At 68.5% G+C, this 16,135-nt stretch carries 14 protein-coding genes and 1 pseudogene; 12 read left to right on the top strand and 3 right to left on the bottom strand.

Annotation, left to right across the window (positions count from 1 at the left end):
• The first annotated feature begins 119 nt into the window (after positions 1–119).
• The 8 genes and pseudogenes from mdcA to ACW4E8_RS27225 form a co-directional block, all read left to right on the top strand.
• The gene (gene mdcA / locus ACW4E8_RS27260) at positions 120–1,778 is read left to right on the top strand and encodes a malonate decarboxylase subunit alpha (protein ID WP_456807355.1); all 1,659 of its coding nucleotides are present in this window, start codon (positions 120–122) and stop codon (positions 1,776–1,778) included.
• A complete protein-coding gene (locus ACW4E8_RS27255; RefSeq protein ID WP_456807354.1) occupies positions 1,778–2,719 on the top strand; it encodes a triphosphoribosyl-dephospho-CoA synthase in 942 nt (313 codons plus the stop codon). The genes mdcA and ACW4E8_RS27255 overlap by 1 nt, the downstream gene beginning before the upstream one ends.
• Positions 2,700–3,017 (top strand): malonate decarboxylase subunit delta, encoded by a 318-nt coding sequence (locus tag ACW4E8_RS27250; protein ID WP_456807353.1) that lies wholly within the window; start codon positions 2,700–2,702, stop codon positions 3,015–3,017. The genes ACW4E8_RS27255 and ACW4E8_RS27250 overlap by 20 nt, the downstream gene beginning before the upstream one ends.
• The gene (locus ACW4E8_RS27245; RefSeq protein WP_456807352.1) at positions 3,014–3,865 is read left to right on the top strand and encodes a biotin-independent malonate decarboxylase subunit beta; all 852 of its coding nucleotides are present in this window, start codon (positions 3,014–3,016) and stop codon (positions 3,863–3,865) included. Before ACW4E8_RS27250 ends, ACW4E8_RS27245 begins: the two co-directional genes overlap by 4 nt.
• A complete protein-coding gene (gene mdcE, locus ACW4E8_RS27240; RefSeq protein ID WP_456807351.1) occupies positions 3,862–4,698 on the top strand; it encodes a biotin-independent malonate decarboxylase subunit gamma in 837 nt (278 codons plus the stop codon). The genes ACW4E8_RS27245 and mdcE overlap by 4 nt, the downstream gene beginning before the upstream one ends.
• Complete coding sequence (locus ACW4E8_RS27235) at positions 4,686–5,333, top strand: malonate decarboxylase holo-ACP synthase (protein WP_456807350.1); 648 nt, start codon at positions 4,686–4,688, stop codon at positions 5,331–5,333. The genes mdcE and ACW4E8_RS27235 overlap by 13 nt, the downstream gene beginning before the upstream one ends.
• Positions 5,330–6,247: a malonate decarboxylase subunit epsilon gene (gene mdcH / locus ACW4E8_RS27230; RefSeq protein ID WP_456807349.1), complete on the top strand. Its 918-nt coding sequence runs from the start codon at positions 5,330–5,332 to the stop codon at positions 6,245–6,247. The genes ACW4E8_RS27235 and mdcH overlap by 4 nt, the downstream gene beginning before the upstream one ends.
• 181 nt (positions 6,248–6,428) lie before the next feature.
• Positions 6,429–6,788 (top strand): annotated as a pseudogene (locus ACW4E8_RS27225) (CoA transferase); the annotation flags it as partial.
• 74 nt (positions 6,789–6,862) lie between these two features.
• On the opposite strand, the gene ACW4E8_RS27220 reads toward ACW4E8_RS27225, so the two are convergent.
• From ACW4E8_RS27220 to ACW4E8_RS27210, 3 genes are all read right to left on the bottom strand, one after another.
• The gene (locus ACW4E8_RS27220; protein ID WP_456807348.1) at positions 6,863–8,257 is read right to left on the bottom strand and encodes a class II fumarate hydratase; all 1,395 of its coding nucleotides are present in this window, start codon (positions 8,255–8,257) and stop codon (positions 6,863–6,865) included.
• 5 nt (positions 8,258–8,262) lie between these two features.
• On the bottom strand, positions 8,263–9,252 hold the full coding sequence (locus ACW4E8_RS27215) for a tripartite tricarboxylate transporter substrate binding protein BugD (protein ID WP_456807347.1): 990 nt from the start codon (positions 9,250–9,252) through the stop codon (positions 8,263–8,265).
• An 86-nt stretch (positions 9,253–9,338) separates the two neighbouring features.
• On the bottom strand, positions 9,339–10,727 hold the full coding sequence (locus tag ACW4E8_RS27210) for a class-II fumarase/aspartase family protein (RefSeq protein WP_456807346.1): 1,389 nt from the start codon (positions 10,725–10,727) through the stop codon (positions 9,339–9,341).
• A gap of 128 nt (positions 10,728–10,855) precedes the next feature.
• Here ACW4E8_RS27210 and ACW4E8_RS27205 point away from each other — a divergent pair, with 128 nt between their 5' ends.
• The 4 genes from ACW4E8_RS27205 to ACW4E8_RS27190 all read left to right on the top strand — a co-directional run bounded on the left by ACW4E8_RS27205 (position 10,856) and on the right by ACW4E8_RS27190 (position 16,063).
• A complete protein-coding gene (locus ACW4E8_RS27205) occupies positions 10,856–11,590 on the top strand; it encodes a GntR family transcriptional regulator (RefSeq protein WP_456807345.1) in 735 nt (244 codons plus the stop codon).
• Between the two features lie 536 nt (positions 11,591–12,126).
• On the top strand, positions 12,127–13,227 hold the full coding sequence (locus ACW4E8_RS27200) for an acyltransferase family protein (protein WP_456807344.1): 1,101 nt from the start codon (positions 12,127–12,129) through the stop codon (positions 13,225–13,227).
• Between the two features lie 278 nt (positions 13,228–13,505).
• Positions 13,506–14,744: a GTP cyclohydrolase II gene (locus ACW4E8_RS27195; protein ID WP_456807343.1), complete on the top strand. Its 1,239-nt coding sequence runs from the start codon at positions 13,506–13,508 to the stop codon at positions 14,742–14,744.
• Entirely contained in the window at positions 14,741–16,063 is a 1,323-nt protein-coding gene (locus ACW4E8_RS27190) for a URC4/urg3 family protein (protein ID WP_456807342.1), read from the top strand. Before ACW4E8_RS27195 ends, ACW4E8_RS27190 begins: the two co-directional genes overlap by 4 nt.
• The last annotated feature ends 72 nt before the right edge of the window (positions 16,064–16,135 follow it).

Genomic DNA, 16,135 nt, shown 5'->3' with positions numbered 1-16,135 from the left:
CGGCCGCGCTTCAGGCCTTGCTTCCGGCCAGCGTAATGGTTCTCCGCCCAACGTGATTGTTCGGTGAGCGCCGCCTGTTTAAGGTGGGCACATCAGACAGACGTCAGCCCGGAGATGCGATGACCACCACCAGCACAGGCCGCCAATGGAACACCCGCAGGGAAGCCAAGGCGCGCCGCAAGCAGAACGCCGCCGCCATTGCCCAGGGCAAGCTGGTGCCGACCAGCGATATCGTGCCCTTCCTGGAGGCAGTGCTGCTTCCGGGCGACCGCGTGGTGCTGGAGGGCAACAACCAGAAGCAGGCCGACTTTCTGTCGCGCTCGCTGGCACAGGTCGATCCGGCTCGTGTGAATGCACTCCACATGATCATCCCGAGCGTCAGCCGGGTGGAACACCTGGACCTGTTCGAGCGCGGCATCGCGCGCAAGCTGGATTTCTCGTACGCCGGCGCGCAGAGCATCCGCATCTCGCAGTTCCTGGAGGACGGCCAGCTCGAAGTGGGCGCGATCCACACCTATATCGAGCTTTATGCGCGGCTGTATGTGGACCTGGTCCCCAACGTCGTGCTGATCGCCGGCTACAAGGCCGACCGCGAGGGCAACCTCTACACCGGCCCCAGCACCGAGGACACGCCGGCACTGGTGGAGGCGGCGGCCTTCCGCGACGGCCTGGTCATTGCGCAAGTCAACGAGATCGTCGACGACCCCACCGGCCTGCCGCGTGTCGACGTGCCCGGCTCCTGGATCGACTACGTGGTGCAGGCCGACAAGCCATTCTTCTGCGAGCCACTCTTTACCCGCGACCCCCGCCTGATCAAGCCGGTCCACGTGCTGATGGCAATGATGGCGATCCGCGGCATCTACGAGCGCCACCAGGTGCAGTCGCTCAACCATGGCATCGGCTTCAACACCGCGGCGATCGAGCTGATCCTGCCCACCTACGGCGAGTCGCTGGGTCTGAAGGGCAAGATCTGCAAGTATTGGACCCTCAACCCGCATCCGACGCTGATCCCCGCCATCGAGACCGGCTGGGTCGAGAGCGTGCACAGCTTTGGCAGCGAACTGGGCATGGAGGGCTATGTCGCCGCGCGGCCGGATGTCTTCTTTACCGGTGCGGATGGTTCGATGCGTTCGAACCGCGCGTTCTGCCAGCTTGCCGGCCAGTACGCGGTGGACTTGTTCATCGGATCGACCCTGCAGATCGACGGCGACGGCCATTCGTCCACGGTGACGCGCGGGCGGCTTTCCGGCTTTGGCGGCGCACCCAACATGGGCCACAACCCGGGCGGGCGCCGCCATCCGACGCCGGCGTGGCTGGACCTGATCGAGACCGACGACCCGCTCGCGCGCGGGCGCAAGCTGGTGGTGCAGATGGTCGAGACCTTCCAGGCGGGCGGCAAGCCCACCTTCGTGGAGTCGATGGACGCGGTCGACGTCGCGCGCGAAAGCGGCATGCCGCTGGCGCCGGTGATGATCTACGGCGACGACGTCACGCACGTGCTGACCGAGGAAGGCATCGCCTACCTGTACAAGGCGCAATCGCTGGAAGAGCGGCGCCGGATGATTGCCGCGGTGGCCGGTGTCACGCCGATCGGCATGAAGCATGATCCTGCCACCACGCGCCGGATGCGAAGCGACGGCCTGATCGCGCTGCCTGAAGACCTGGGTGTGCAGCGCAGCCAGGCCACGCGCAGCCTGCTGGCGGCCAAGAGCATGGCCGAACTGGTGGACTGGTCCGGTGGGCTGTACGCGCCGCCGGCCCGCTTCCGGAGCTGGTAATGGCGAGCGCAGCAGCAAGGATCCTGCACACGCCGGCGCAGCACCGGCACCAGCCGGCGGCCGCTCCCCGCGCCCAGGCACTCGCTGGCCTTGCGGTCAGCGCGATCGTGGAAGAAGCACGCCTGTCGCCCAAGCCTGGCCTGGTCGACAGCCGTGGCAGCGGCGCACATGCCGACCTGACATTGCCGCTGATGCTGCGCTCGGCGCAGTCGCTGGGCCCGTCGTTCGCGGCGATGGCCGATGCCGGCCTGCAGGCGCCGCGCGTCGGGTATGGGCTGCGCGAGCAACTGGGCGCGCTCGGTCGCGAGGCCGAGGCGGTGATGCTGGCCGCCACCGGCGGTGTCAATACGCATCGCGGCGCGATCTGGTGCATCGGCTTGCTGGTCGGCGCCGCGGGACAGGTCGGCGCCGCCGGGCATCCCGCCAGTGCCGCCGCGATCAGCGCCACGGCCGGCGCCATCGCCACGCTGGCGGATCGGCACCGGCCCGCGGTCACCGGCAACAAGGGCGAACTCGCCTGCCTGGCGTACGGGGTTGGCGGTGCGCGGGCGCAGGCACGGGCAGGTTTCCCTCACGTGATGCGGTTGGCGCTGCCGGCACTGCAACGCAGCCGCGCGCGCGGCGACACCGAATCCACGGCACGCCTCAATGCGCTGCTGGCGCTGATGAGCGAGCTGGACGATACCTGCGTGCTGGCGAGGTCGGGGCGCAAGGGCCTGGACTACATGCAGACCGGCGCAAAGGCGGTGCTCGCCGCCGGTGGCGTGGGCACGGTGGCGGGACGGCGGCACCTGCGCAGCCTGGACGCCGGCATGCTGGCGCAGCGCGCCTCGCCGGGCGGCGCGGCGGACTTGCTGGCCGCGACGATCTTCCTCGACCGGCTGTCGCAGGGCTCGATGGGCAACAATTCAGGGGACTTTGATGGAACAACTGCGATTTGAATTTCCGGCGGGGCAGCCTGCCAAGGCGCGCGTGCTGGTGGGCGTGGTGGGGTCGGGCGACCTCGAGGTGCTGGTCGAGCCCGGCAGTGGCGGCGTGACCACGGTTGAGGTCACCACCTCGGTCAATGGCTATGGCCGTGTCTGGGATGCGCAGCTCTCGCGCGTCTTTGCCGCCGAGCCGCGCGCGTCGATGCAGATCCGCATCCACGATTTCGGCGCCACGCCGGGCGTGGTGGGCATGCGCCTGGCGGAGGCCTTCGAGGCGCTGGGTGACCCGCAACCAGGAGAGGGCGCATGAACACGGCGGAACTGCTGGCGCGCAACAGCTTTATCGAACTGGGGGCACGCGAGCGCGCGCGTGCGTTGCTGGACCCGGGCAGCTTCCGTGAATTGGCGGGCCCGTTCGACGGCCTGCAGTCGCCGTGGCTGCCGCCGCAGGGTGTGGTGCCGCAGAGCGATGACGGCGTGGTGGTCGCCAAGGGGCGCATCGACGGGATGCCGGTGGTGGTGCTGGCCATCGAAGGCGCCTTCCAGGGCGGCAGCATGGGCGAAGTCGGCGGCGCCAAGATTGCCGGTGCACTGGAGCTGGCCGCCGAGGACAACCGCCGCGGTGAACCGACGCGCGCAGTGCTGCTGCTGGAAACCGGCGGCGTGCGCCTGCAGGAAGCCAATCTCGGCCTGGCTGCGATTGCCGAGATCCATGCGGCCATCGTCGACCTGCGCCGCTACCAGCCGGTAGTCGGCGTGATCGCGGGGCAGGTGGGCTGCTTCGGCGGCATGTCGATTGCCGCGGGCCTGTGTACCGCGCTGGTGATGACGCAGGAAGGGCGCCTTGGCCTGAACGGCCCGGCCGTGATCGAGCAGGAGGCGGGCATCGCCGAGTACGACTCGCGTGACCGGCCCCTTATCTGGAGCTTCACCGGCGGCACGCAGCGCGTTGCCACCGGCTTCGCTGAAGCGTATGTCGCTGACGACTGCAGTGCAATGCGCAGGCAGGTCGCCGAACTGGTGCGCGGCCCGGTTGCGGGAAGCCATCGCAGTGAACAATACGCCCAATACCTGGCCGCGCTGCAGGCGTACGACGCCAGTGCGCAGCCCACGCCGGCCGATGTGCAGGCGCTGTTGCAACGGGGGACCGACGCATGAACTCACCAACCCAAACCGCTACCGCGCGCGAATCCAGCCGTGGTGAACGCTGGCTGCAGGCACTGGCGCCCGCGGCGCAGATCCAGCTGGGTCTGCCGGACTCAGTGCTTGTTGCCGACGGCGAACTGGCGGGGACCGCGGTTCGCTGGATCGCGCTGGTGCCTGACGCCGACAGCCGCTTCCCGCGGGCACGTAATGGCGAGGCCGGTCTGCTCGAAGGCTGGTCGCTGGCGCGCGCGGTGCGCGAAGCGATCGAAGCGGACCGCGAATTGCCGGTCAAGCGCGCCATCGTGGCGATCGTCGATACCCCCAGCCAGGCGTACGGCCGGCGCGAAGAAGCGCTCGGCATCCACCAGGCGCTGGCCGGCGCTGTCGCTGCCTATGCCGCGGCGCGCCTGGCCGGCCATCCGGTGGTGGCGCTGATCGTCGGGCGCGCCATGTCGGGAGCCTTCCTCGCGCACGGCTACCAGGCCAACCGCATCATCGCGCTCAATGACGAGGGCGTGCTGGTGCATGCGATGGGCAAGGAGGCCGCCGCCAGGGTCACCATGCGCACAGTCGAGGACCTCGAAGCGCTGGCGTCGACGGTTCCGCCGATGGCCTACGACATCGAAAACTTCGCCACGCTGGGCATCCTGTGGCGGCTGATCGACGTCGAGTCGGCCAGCGCCCCGGTGCCGGCCGATGTGCACCTGGCGCGCGACACCATCCTCTGCGCGCTGGCGGAGATACGACGCGACCCGACGCACGGACTGTCCGGCCGGCTGGCGGGCGCAAACCGCAAGGCGTCGGCTGCGGTGCGTGACTGCCTGTCGCGGCAATGGCAAGCCTGAACACTGCGACGCCCGCGCCACACGACCTGGTCTGGCTGGGCGATCCGGCAAGCGACCTGGGCCGCGACGCCTTGCCGGAATGGGTCTGCCTGCCAGCGCTGCGCGAGATCCCGCTGGTCGTGCGGCGCGACGGCCGCCGGCCTGGCGCAGTCCCCGTCGGCTTGCGCGGCGGTACGCGCGCGGAACGCTTCGGCACCTGGATCACGCCCGCGGCGATCCGCAAGATCGTCACGCCGATGGACCTGGCCGCGCAGCGTTCATGGCGGCGGCGGCCGGAGCTGGCGACCTTGCCAGCAATCCTCGCGCTCGAGGGCATAGCCGACTGGCTCGACGCCGCCGGTATCCGGTGGGGCGTGACGGGCAGCGCCGGCTTCTCGCTCGCCTGTCTGCACAGCGTGCTGCGTGCCGACAGCGACCTTGACCTCGTCGTGCAGGCCGTCCAACCCCTCCCGGCCCCGCATCTGGACCTGCTGGCCGAGCTGCAGCGCGCCGCGCCGGCCAGGCTCGACATACAGGTCGCGACGCCGTTTGGCGGCTTTTCACTGCTGGAACGCCTGCGCAGCGGCGGCAAGGTGCTGCTGAAGACGGATCACGGCCCGCGGCTGTGCGACGATCCCTGGCAACCCACGGCATGAATGTCCTGCTTACCTTCCCCGGCCAAGGCACACAGCGGCCCGGCATGCTGAAGGACCTGCCGGCGCATGCCGCGGTGGCAGCGGTGCTGGCCGAGGCGCAAGACGTGCTGCAGGTGCCGGCGGCGGAGATGGATACGCCGACACGCCTGCAGTCCACGGTATGGACCCAGCTTTGCCTGCTGACGGCAGGCGTGGCCATGGCGCGCTGCCTGGCCGCGCATGACGCCCGCGCCGACGCGGTGGCCGGCCTCTCCATCGGCGCCTATGCGGCGGCGGTGACCGCAGGTGTGCTGGCCTTTGCCGATGCGTTGCGACTAGTGCGCTTGCGCGGGGAGTTGATGGCGCAGGCCTTTCCCCATGGCTATGGCATGACGGCGATCCTCGGCCTGGACCGGAACCGGCTCGAACCGCTGGTTGCGCAGGTCTGCACGCCGCAGCAACCGGTGTACCTGGCCAATTTCAACGCCCCCACGCAGATTGTGATCGCGGGCAAGCTGTCGGCGCTGGCGGAAGTGTCGACACTGGCGCTAGCGGCTGGCGCGCAGGCCGCCAGACCGGTCGCCATCCACGTCCCGTCGCACTGTCCGCTGCTGGCTGACGCCGCGCGCTCCCTGGGCGAAGCCATGCAGGGGGTGGCGATGTCGGCGCCTACGCTGCGCTACTTCAGTGCGAGCAAGGCGCGCGAACTGCGCGATCCACGCAAGATCGCTGAGGATCTCGCGCAGAACATGGCGACGCCGGTGCGCTGGCATGAAGCCATGCTGCTGGCCCGCGCCAATGGCGCCAGGCTGGTGGTAGAGGCGCCTCCGGGTGATGTGCTGACACGGCTGGCGCAGCCGGTGTTTGCAGACGGCATCGCATTGGCCTGTGACAGAACCCGCGTCGATTCGATCGCGGCGATCATGCGTCGTTGACTCTCCGTTTGGCAATAGCGGATCTGCAAAGCAGCAAACCACCTCGATGAGGAGTTGTCAGGCCGCGGCGCGTTGCCACTCGATACGACAAGCCTGCCGTTAGCTATCTGGCCTTGCCAGTGCGTTTGGACGCTTCGTGAAAATGTGAACAGACCTTAGAACAGCGGCCCCTGCGGCAGCAGCCGCGGCACGACCTCCGCCTCGAGTCTCAAATCGTTCCATTCCCGGCACGGGGCGGACACGACAATGGCGCCAAGCCACTGACGGCTGGATCATCGTGGCGGTGGGCAACGTCGGGCAGTTCCGCAAGTTCGTCACCGATGGCGGCAAGCCCGAGTTGGCCGACGACCCGCGCTTCGCCACCAACCCGCAGCGCGTGGCCAACCGCGACGTGCTGGTGCCGATCCTGGCCGAGGTGGTACGCCCGCGCACCCGCGTCCAGTGGATCAGCGACCTGGAGGCCGCCGGCGTACCGTGCGACCCGATCAACACCCTGGACGACGTGTTCGAGGACAACCAGGTCAAGGCGCGCAGTCTGCGCGCTTGATGGCCGAAAGCAGACGGCTAAGTGATCAGCAATTTCGCGACCGTGAGTATCGCCGCAGCGGTTGATGCCTATGGGTTCCCCTTCGCCAGACGCATCGGGTTCACGAGCCGGTCAAACTCCTCGCCGCTCAGCAATCCCAGCGCAATCGCCGCTTCCCGCGGCGAAATTCCCTTCGCAACGGCAAGCGTCGTGATCTGCGCCGCACGGTCGTAGCCCAGCACCGGGTTGAGCGCGGTCACCGCAAGCAGCGGACTGTCCAGGTTGCGTGCCAGCTGATCATGGTTGGGGACCAGCCCCTGCACCAGCCGTTGCGCAAACACCCGCGCACTGTCGGCCAGCACGCGCACCGACTGCAGCACGTTGTAGATCAGCACCGGCTTGGCCACGTTCAGTTCAAAGCTGCCGGAGGCGCCGGCCATCGTCACCGTGACGTGATTGCCGGCTACCTGCATGGCGGCCTGCACCATCACCTCGGCGATGGTCGGGTTGCGCTTGCCGGGCATGATCGACGAGGTCAGGCCGTCGTCGGGGATCAGCATCTCGCCGAGCCCGCAGCGCGGGCCCGAGCCGAGCCAGCGCAGGTCGTTGGCGATCTTGGTGAAGGAGACGGCGATCACGTTGAGCACGCCGGACAGCTCGACCAGTGCATCGTGCGCGGCCATGCCCTCGACCTTGCACGGGTTGGGGCGGAAGGCGAGGCCCGTCAGCTGGCTGGCTTCCGCGCAAAACGCCTGGGCGAAGCCCGCCGGCGCGTTCAGGCCGGTGCCGGCCGCGGTGCCGCCCTGCGGCAGCAACAGCATGCGGGGCAGGGCGTCGCGCACGCGCTCGATGGCGTGATCGACCTGGGCGGTGAAGCCGTCGAAGGCCTGGCCCATGGTCATGGGCACGGCATCCATCAGGTGCGTGCGCGCGATCTTGAGCACGTCGGCAAAGGCATGGGCGCGCTCGCGCAGGGTGTCGCGCAGCAGCGCCAGCGCGGGCAGCAGGCGGTCTTCCAGTTCCAGCGCGGCGGTCATGTGCATGACGGTCGGGAAACTGTCGTTGGAAGACTGCGACGCGTTGACGTGGTCGTTCGGGTGCACCGGCGCGCGCGTGCCCAGGGCCTGGCCCAGCCGCTCGTTGGCGCGGTTGGCGATGACCTCGTTGGCGTTCATATTGGTCTGCGTGCCCGAGCCGGTCTGCCAGATGGTCAGCGGAAAATGGCTGTCGAACTGGCCGCTGCGCAACTCGGCCGCGGCGGCGATGATCGCCTCGGCGATGGTGGCGTCCAGCACGCCGCAGCGCAGGTTGGCCCCGGCCGCCGCCATCTTGTGCGCGCCGAAGGCGTGGACCAGGCAGGCGGGGAAGCGCTCTTCCCCGACCTCGAAGATCCCCAGTGCGCGCTGCGTCTGGGCGCCCCAGTAGCGGTCGGCGGGGATGTCGACCGGCCCGAAGGCGTCGTGTTCTACGCGCAATCCGGACATGGTGCTCAGTCCAGCGAGATGTTGGCCTTGGCCGCCACGGTCTTCCAGCGGGTGATCTCGGACTGGGTGTGCTTGCCCAGCGCCGCGGCGGTGTATTGCTCAGGCGGCAGCATCTGGATTGCCTGGGCGGTCATCTTGCCGGTGAAGGCCTTGTCGCTCATCACCTTCAGGTAGGCCTGCTGCATCTTGTCGACCACGGCCTGCGGCGTGCCCTTGGGCGCGTAGATGCCATACCACGTGCTGGCTTCAAAGCCGGGCAGCCCCGACTCCGCCAGCGTGGGCACATCCTTGAGCTGCGCCACGCGGGTGGCCGAGGTCACCGCCAGCGGCCGCACCTTGGACTCGGTGATCTGCGGCAGCGCGGTATTGGTCTGGTCGAACATGCCATCCACCTGCCCGCCGATCACGTCGATCAGCGCGGGGCCGGCGCCCTTGTACGGCACCAGCGACACCTGCATACCCGCCGACGCGGCGAACAGCGCTGCCACCAGGTGCGAGGTGGAGCCCATGCCGGCGTTGCTGATATTGAGCTTGCCCGGGTTTTTCTTGCCGTACTCGACCAGCGCGCGCACGTCCTTGGCGGGATGGTCCTTGCGCACCATCAGCACCATCGGCGTATCCGGGAAGCGGAACACCGGCGCAAAATCCTTGACCGGATCGTAGGGCAGCTTCTTGTACAGCGCGGGGGCCGCGCCCATGTAGCCCATGTGCCCCACCAGCATGGTGTAGCCGTCAGCCGGCGCGCGCGCCGCCTTGGCTGCGCCGACGGTGCCGCCGGCGCCCGGCGAGTTCTCGATGATGATCGACTGGCCGACCTCGCGCGAGACGCGCTCGGCAATGGTGCGCGCCAGCGCGTCGGTCGGGCCGCCGGCGGCGAACGGGACGATCCAGGTGATCGGCTTGGTCGGCCAGGCCTGGGCGAACGCTGGGGTAGCGGCCGCCGCCGTGGCGATGGCCAGTGCCGCGCACGCGGCCAGCTTGCTGATGGGGTTCATGGGGTTTGTCTCCTGTGTCGGTGTACTTGTGATGGCAGATCGCCTGCGCCTTGTTCAGCGGCATGCCGGGCGACTGGTCTGCGGTTTCAGGCTGCGGATTGCTTGGACAAGGCGATGGCGCGGTCGACCATCTGCGGCGCGAGGCCGAGGTAGTTGACCGGGTCGGTCATGCGGTCGATGGCGGCGCGGTCAAAGTGTTGGGTGACCTCTGGCAGCGCGGCGAGCGCGTCGGCCAGCGTGCCGCCGTGTTCGTTGACGGTGCGGCAGGCGTCGTAGACCACGTCGTGCGCCTGCTGGCGGCCGATATGCGGCGCCATGCCCATCATCACGGCCTCGGCCACGATCAGGCCGTTGGAGATGCCCAGGTTGTGCTTCATGCGGGCTTCATCGACGACCAGGCCGCCGAGCGCGAACTTGGCCTGGTGCAGCGCGCCGGCGCTCAGGATGAAGCTCTCGGGGATGGCGATCCATTCCGCATGCCAGGGGCCGGTGGCGCGCTCGAAGTCCTGCACCATCGCGTCGACCATCAGGCCGGCGTGCTGGCGCACCGCCTTGGAGGCCGCCAGCATCAGCTCGCTGGAGATCGGGTTGCGCTTCTGCGGCATGGTGCTGCTGGCGCCACGGCCCTTGACGAAGGGCTCGTAGACCTCGGCGAACTCGGTCGACGCCATGATCATGATGTCGAGCGCGATCTTGCCGAGCGAGCCGGTGATCAGTGCGAGCAGGTTCACTGCCTCGGCAAAGCCGTCGCGCGCCACGTGCCAGGTGGTGGCGGGAACGCCCAGTCCCAGTTCTTCAGCCAGTGCCTCCTGCACGGCGAAGCCCTTGTTGTCGCCTTGTCCGCCCAGCGACGCCAGCGTGCCGGCGGCGCCGGCGAATTCAACCACGGCCACGCGCGGGCGCAGTTCTGCCAGGCGCTGCTGGTGGCGGTCGAACATGGCCAGCCAGATCGCCACCTTGTAGCCGAAGGTGACCGGCAGCGCCTGCTGCAGGTGGGTGCGGCCCGCCATCGGGGTGTCGCGATGCTTCACTGCCAGGTCGGCCAGGATGCCGCGCAGTTCGCGAATATCGGCGTCGATGCTGTCGAGCGCGTCGCGCACCTGCAGCGCGACCGCGGTGTCCATGATGTCTTGCGTGGTGGCGCCCCAGTGCACGTAGCGCCCGGCCTCGCCGCACATCGCCACCAGCTGGTGCACCAGCGGCAGGATCGGATAGCCGACAATGTCGGTCTCCTCGCGCATGTGGTCGAAGTCGATGCGCTGCAGGCGCGATTCGCGGGCGATGACCTCGGCTGCTTCCGCCGGGATCACGCCGACCCTGGCCTCGGCCCTGGCGAGCCCGACCTCGACGTCGATATAGCGCTGGATCAGCGCCACATCGGAGAAAATCTGGCGCATCTTGGCGGTGCCGAAGGCATCGCGGAACAGGATGGAATCAACGACGGTGCTGGCGGTGGGGGCAGAGAACAGGGTCATGGTGCTACCTTGAGGGGAAAGGGGCAGTCCGGTAATATGTTCGAACATATTCAGCATTAAATATGTTCGAACATATTTAGCAAATGAGGGTTAACCCGCGTCCAATGGTTGTGACGCGGCAGGCGGTCATGAACAAATCCAATCCAGCAGAGATCAGCAGGCAACTTATCGAGGGGATCACCACCGGCCGCTACGCGGTCGGATCGCTGCTGCCCACCGAATTCGAGCTGTGCGGGCAGTACCAGGCCAGCCGCTACACCATCCGTGCGGTGCTGCAGGAGTTGCAGCAGCTGGGACTGGTGTCGCGGCGCAAGAACGTGGGCACGCGGGTGGAATCGGCCAGGCCGCGGCCGGTGTTCCGGCCGTCGCTGGCGTCGGTGGATGACCTGGTGCAGTTCGGTGCGGAGCACCTGCGCGTGGTGCAGTCGGTCGAGGAGGTCGCCGCGCCTGCCGCCGTCGCGGCGGAAATCGGCTGCGCGCCCGGTGCGCGTTGGCTGCGCATCTCCAGCCTGCGCATGGATGGCGGTAAGGACGGCACACCGATGGCGTGGACCGATGTCTACGTGGACCCTGCCTATGCGGAGATCGGCGACATGGTGCGGGAGTCGCCCGACACGCTGGTCAGCGCGCTGATCGAGTCACGCTATGACCGACAGATCGCCGAGATCTACCAGGATGTGCGCGCGGTTGCCGTCGGCGACCGGCGCGTCGCTGACGCGCTCAGGCTGGAGCCTGGCGCTGCCGCGCTGAAGATCGTGCGCCGCTATATGGATGCGGCGGGCGAGACGTTTGAAGTCTCGGTCACGGTGCATCCCGCAGACAGCTTTTCGGTATCGATGCGCTTGCAGCGCTCGGCCGGCTAATCAGGCCGCGGTTGCTGGGGCGCGGCCGGCAAATGCCGCCTACGGAGTGCGCGCCGCAGGTCGCGTGTCGCGCACCGTGGTCGGGGCGGGGTACACGTCGTCGCTGGACGTAATCGGCTGACGGGGCGGTGGCGGTGTTGCTGCGGTATCCCGCGGGACTCCCTCGCATCCCGCCAAGGCCGCGGCCAGAAGGGCGATGAGGGAGCACTCAGCTAAGCCGCAACGGAAGGCGTGACCGGTGCGGGGGAAGAGCGTGCGGTGTTGCATAAGCGGGCCCCAGGTGGCAATCCTGCCTCTAGCTTAGGCTACCGGCGCATAAGGGCCGGCGCGGGAGGCTGGTCAAATGTAGTGGCGACCTGGCGGGGGAGATCTTTAGAGGCGCTGCTAGTTAAGACATGAAGCCATGTGCGTGCAAACTCGCAACAAGCGGGGGCAGTGTGTAACGAATCCATAGGTAGTGGCGTATGCGCCATATTAGAGTCGGTGCAAGCAGGTAGAATCGCGCCTTCCGTGGCAATTGAAACATTCCTATAACAATGAGCCCCCGTCCGTCGCGCCTGCCGTGCATCGACGCCCTGAAAGCGGTCAGCGCCCAGTTGATCGTGCTCCATCACCTGGCCTTCTATGGCCCGATGTCCGATACCGCGTATCGGCTGGCCCCGGGGCTGGTGGACTGGCTGTACGACTACGCGCGAATCGCCGTGCAGGTCTTCCTGGTGGTCAGCGGTTTCCTCGCCGCGCGCAGCCTGGCGCCGCATGGCCGGCTGGAGATCAGCCAGCATCCGCTGCTGGTGCTGTGGCGGCGCTACCAGAAGCTGGTGCTGCCCTTTGCGGCGGCGCTGCTGCTCAGCATTGCCGGTGCCGCCCTGGCGCGCCAATGGATGGTGCACGACTCGATCCCCGCGCCGCCCGGCCTGCTGCAGTTCCTGGCGCACGTGACGCTGCTGCATAACGTGCTCGATGTCGATGCGCTCTCTGCCGGGGTCTGGTACGTCGCCATCGACCTGCAGCTGTTTGCGCTGCTGCTAGGCACGCTGTGGGCCGCGCGCGCCGTGGCGCGCGGGAAAGCGCCGGCGGGTGCCGGGGCCAGCATCGGCATCGTGGCACTGGTGGCGGTGGCGTCGCTGTTCTGGTTCAACCGCGATGCCGCGTGGGATATCTGGGCCGTGTACTTCTTCGGCGCCTATGGCATGGGGGCGCTGGCCTACTGGGCTTCCAACCCCGGCCGCCCGGTGTTGCCGCTGCTGGTCATCGGCGCGGTGGCGCTGGCGGCGCTGGCGGTGGATTTCCGGCTGCGCATCGCGGTGGCGCTCGCCACTGCGCTGCTGCTGGCGGTGGCGCGCCGCGGCGGCTGGCTGGAGCGCTGGCCGCGGGCGCGCGTGGTCGGCTTCTTCGGGCGCATTTCCTATTCGGTGTTCCTGGTTCACTTTCCGGTTTGCCTGCTGGTCAACGCGCTGGTGTCGAACCTGGCGCCGGGCCAGCCGGTGCTGAACGCGCTCGGCATGGTTGCCGCGTGGGCACTCAGCAATGTGGCCGGCGCGCTGTTCTATCGCTACATCGAAAGCGCCCAGCCGTTGGCGGCGCTGCGTGCGCTGCTGGGCAACGGCCGCGACCCGGCCAGCCGGCCGAGCGTGTAACGCTTGCAGGCACTGCCGCGCAGCGGTGGTGCGGCCTGCCCCGGGCGGCGGCGCACCAGCATGGCCGTGGGCCGCTTCCTGTTGGTGCGTGTGCACCCGCCATGTCACGCCGCCGGCACGCCATGCGTGCATGCCGCCCGCGCGGACTTGGGTTCGGTGCCATACACATTGCAGCAACACTCGCGTAAACGGGCATTGGGTGATGGCATGAAGGTTGCCTAGTATGGAATCGTAAACCTGACCATTTGGTCAGGATTCCATCGGGAACCGAGGGTGCCATGTCCGACCATATCGTCCTCACCTCGCACGCACGCCGCGACAAGCCGGCCGAGCCTATCCACTGGGGCGCCCCCACGGCGGCCGAGCGCGGGCCGGTCATCGCCAGCCTGGCGAATCCGGCGCAGCGCAATGTGATCGGCACTCACGCTGGCGCCTACGCCATCTACCGGGCCCTGGCGGTTGCCGCGGGCGCATTGCAGCGCGACCATCGCACCGACCTGACCGATACCGCGCCGGCGGAGGCCATCGGCCCGCATCCGCAGTGGGGCGACCCGGAGAAAATAGTTTCGCTGGATCCCTGGGGCCACCTGGTCTCCACCGTGTTTGCCGACCGCATCGCGGCCGGCGTGGATATCCGCCCGACCATTGCCGTCACCCGCGCGCATATCAACATGCCGGAGCTGCTTTCGGCCATCGCGGCCGGCCGGCTCAAGCCCGATGGCGACATCCTCCATGCCAATGGCGACGTGCGCGTGACCAAGGCGGCGGTCGACCCGGTCTGGTACCTGCCCGGGCTGGCGGCCCGTTTCGGCATCAAGGAAAGCGTGCTGCGCCGCAGCCTGTTCGAGCAGACCGGCGGCATGTTCCCGGAACTGGTGACGCGGCCGGACCTGAAGGTGTTCCTGCCGCCCATCGGCGGCATGACGCTGTACTTCTTCGGCGACGTCAGCCAGCTGGGCAAGCCCGAGACCCGTGTGGCGTGCCGCGTGCACGATGAATGCAACGGATCGGATGTGTTCGGGTCAGACATCTGTACCTGCCGGCCATATCTGGCACATGGCATCGAGGTGTGCATCGAGATGGCGCAGCAGGGCGGTGTCGGGCTGGTGGTCTACAACCGCAAGGAGGGCCGCGCGCTGGGCGAGGTGACCAAGTTCCTGGTCTACAACGCCCGCAAGCGGCAGGTGGGCGGCGACCGCGCCGAGACTTACTTTGCCCGCACCGAATGCGTGGCAGGCGTGCAGGACATGCGTTTCCAGGAGCTGATGCCGGATGTGTTCCACTGGCTGGGCATCCGCCGCATCGACCGCTGGGCGTCGATGAGCAACATGAAGCATGGCGCGCTGGTGGCGCAGGGCATCGAGGTGGTCGAGCAGGTGGCCATCCCCGAGGCCCTGATCCCCGCCGATGCCCGTGTCGAGATCGATGCCAAGGTGGCCGCCGGCTACTTTACGCACTACACGCCGCCGGATGCGAACGAACTGGCCCTGGCAAAGGGCAGGGGGTTGAACGAATGACGATGTTTCCCGAGGATGGCAAGCCCGGCATGGACCGCCAGGGCACAGGTAACGAGATGCGGCCGGGTGCCGGCTGGCTGAGCCCGGTGCCGGAAGGGCACCCCGCTTCGGCGCTGCTGTGTGCCGAGGCGGTGCGCACGCATTGCGCGGCGGTCACCGAACACGTGGCCAGCGGCGCGTCCGAACTTTTCACCTGGCATCCGGACCGCGTGCATGCCATTGCCGACTATGTCGCCAGCACCATCCGCCAGCGCTATCCGGACCTGCAGGTGCCGTACCACAGCCGCTGGCGCCATTTTGAAAGCGGCGGCGTCGACCAGCGCGCGGACCGCTGGCAGGTGCTGTGCGAGCGTGCCGCGCTGAGCGGGCCCGAGCACCGCGAGGAGCGCGCCCGCATCGGCATCGACCTGGTGATTCCAAGCGTACTGCTGGATGCCGGCGCCGGCCCTGACTGGCGTTACCGCGATCCGGCCAGCGACCTGGTGCTGACGCGCTCGGAAGGGCTTGGCGTGGCCAGCTTCGTCCTGTTCGCGCGCGGCGGCTTCTCGGCCGCGCCGGGCGATCCGCTGCGCGCGGACGCCGAGCGGCTGCAGCGCATCGATGCCGACAGCATCGCCCACGCCTTCCAGGTCGCGCAGCACAACCCGCTGGTGGGGCTGGAAGGCCGCGCCGGGCTGCTGCGCCGCCTCGGCGAGGTGATGGAGGCGACCCCGGCGCTGTTCGGCCGGCCGGCGCGGCTGGGCAATCTGTACGACTACCTGAAGGCACATGCGGTCAACGGGCAGCTCGACGCCAGCTTCCTGCTGCGCACGCTGCTGGTCGGCCTGGGGCCGGTATGGCCGGGGCGGATCATTGTCGAAGGCGTGTCGCTGGGCGACTGCTGGCGGCATCCGGCCGCGCCGGGCGGGCTGGTGCCGTTCCACAAGCTCACGCAATGGCTGACCTATTCGCTGCTGGAGCCGCTGGAAGACGCCGGCCTGACCGTGACCGGGCTGGATGCGCTGACGGGCCTGCCCGAATACCGCAACGGCGGCCTGCTCTACGACTTCGAGCTGATGGTGCCGCGCGACCCCGGCTTTGCCGCCGTGCCGCATGCGGTGGATGAGCCCGTGATCGTCGAATGGCGCGCGCTGACGGTGACCGGCCTGGACCTGGTGGCCGACGGCGTGCGCCAGGCGCTTGGCTTGCAGGAAGAAAATTTCCCGCTGGCGCGCGTGCTGGAAGGCGGCACCTGGGCGGCGGGGCGCCGCATTGCCGCCAAGCGGCGCCCGGGTGGCGCGCCGCCGTTCGCCATCATCAGCGACGGCACCGTGTTCTGAGCACGTCGGCCGCCAGGCGGCCGACGTTGCTGGCAGGCATTGCATGTGAAACGTGGCATCAGGAGCGTCACC

This window comes from Cupriavidus sp. CP313 (genome assembly GCF_054072015.1).
This window is presented reverse-complemented; position numbering and strand designations above follow the sequence as displayed.

Coding starts and splice junctions, on each gene's coding strand:
- ACW4E8_RS27245 (WP_456807352.1), top strand. CDS start 3,014: ATGAACACGGCGGAACTGCTGGCGCGCAACAGCTTTATCGAACTGGGG.
- ACW4E8_RS27210 (WP_456807346.1), bottom strand. CDS start 10,727: ATGACCCTGTTCTCTGCCCCCACCGCCAGCACCGTCGTTGATTCCATC.
- ACW4E8_RS27220 (WP_456807348.1), bottom strand. CDS start 8,257: ATGTCCGGATTGCGCGTAGAACACGACGCCTTCGGGCCGGTCGACATC.
- ACW4E8_RS27190 (WP_456807342.1), top strand. CDS start 14,741: ATGACGATGTTTCCCGAGGATGGCAAGCCCGGCATGGACCGCCAGGGC.
- ACW4E8_RS27255 (WP_456807354.1), top strand. CDS start 1,778: ATGGCGAGCGCAGCAGCAAGGATCCTGCACACGCCGGCGCAGCACCGG.
- mdcE (WP_456807351.1), top strand. CDS start 3,862: ATGAACTCACCAACCCAAACCGCTACCGCGCGCGAATCCAGCCGTGGT.
- ACW4E8_RS27205 (WP_456807345.1), top strand. CDS start 10,856: ATGAACAAATCCAATCCAGCAGAGATCAGCAGGCAACTTATCGAGGGG.
- mdcA (WP_456807355.1), top strand. CDS start 120: ATGACCACCACCAGCACAGGCCGCCAATGGAACACCCGCAGGGAAGCC.
- ACW4E8_RS27195 (WP_456807343.1), top strand. CDS start 13,506: ATGTCCGACCATATCGTCCTCACCTCGCACGCACGCCGCGACAAGCCG.
- ACW4E8_RS27215 (WP_456807347.1), bottom strand. CDS start 9,252: ATGAACCCCATCAGCAAGCTGGCCGCGTGCGCGGCACTGGCCATCGCC.
- mdcH (WP_456807349.1), top strand. CDS start 5,330: ATGAATGTCCTGCTTACCTTCCCCGGCCAAGGCACACAGCGGCCCGGC.
- ACW4E8_RS27200 (WP_456807344.1), top strand. CDS start 12,127: ATGAGCCCCCGTCCGTCGCGCCTGCCGTGCATCGACGCCCTGAAAGCG.
- ACW4E8_RS27235 (WP_456807350.1), top strand. CDS start 4,686: ATGGCAAGCCTGAACACTGCGACGCCCGCGCCACACGACCTGGTCTGG.
- ACW4E8_RS27250 (WP_456807353.1), top strand. CDS start 2,700: ATGGAACAACTGCGATTTGAATTTCCGGCGGGGCAGCCTGCCAAGGCG.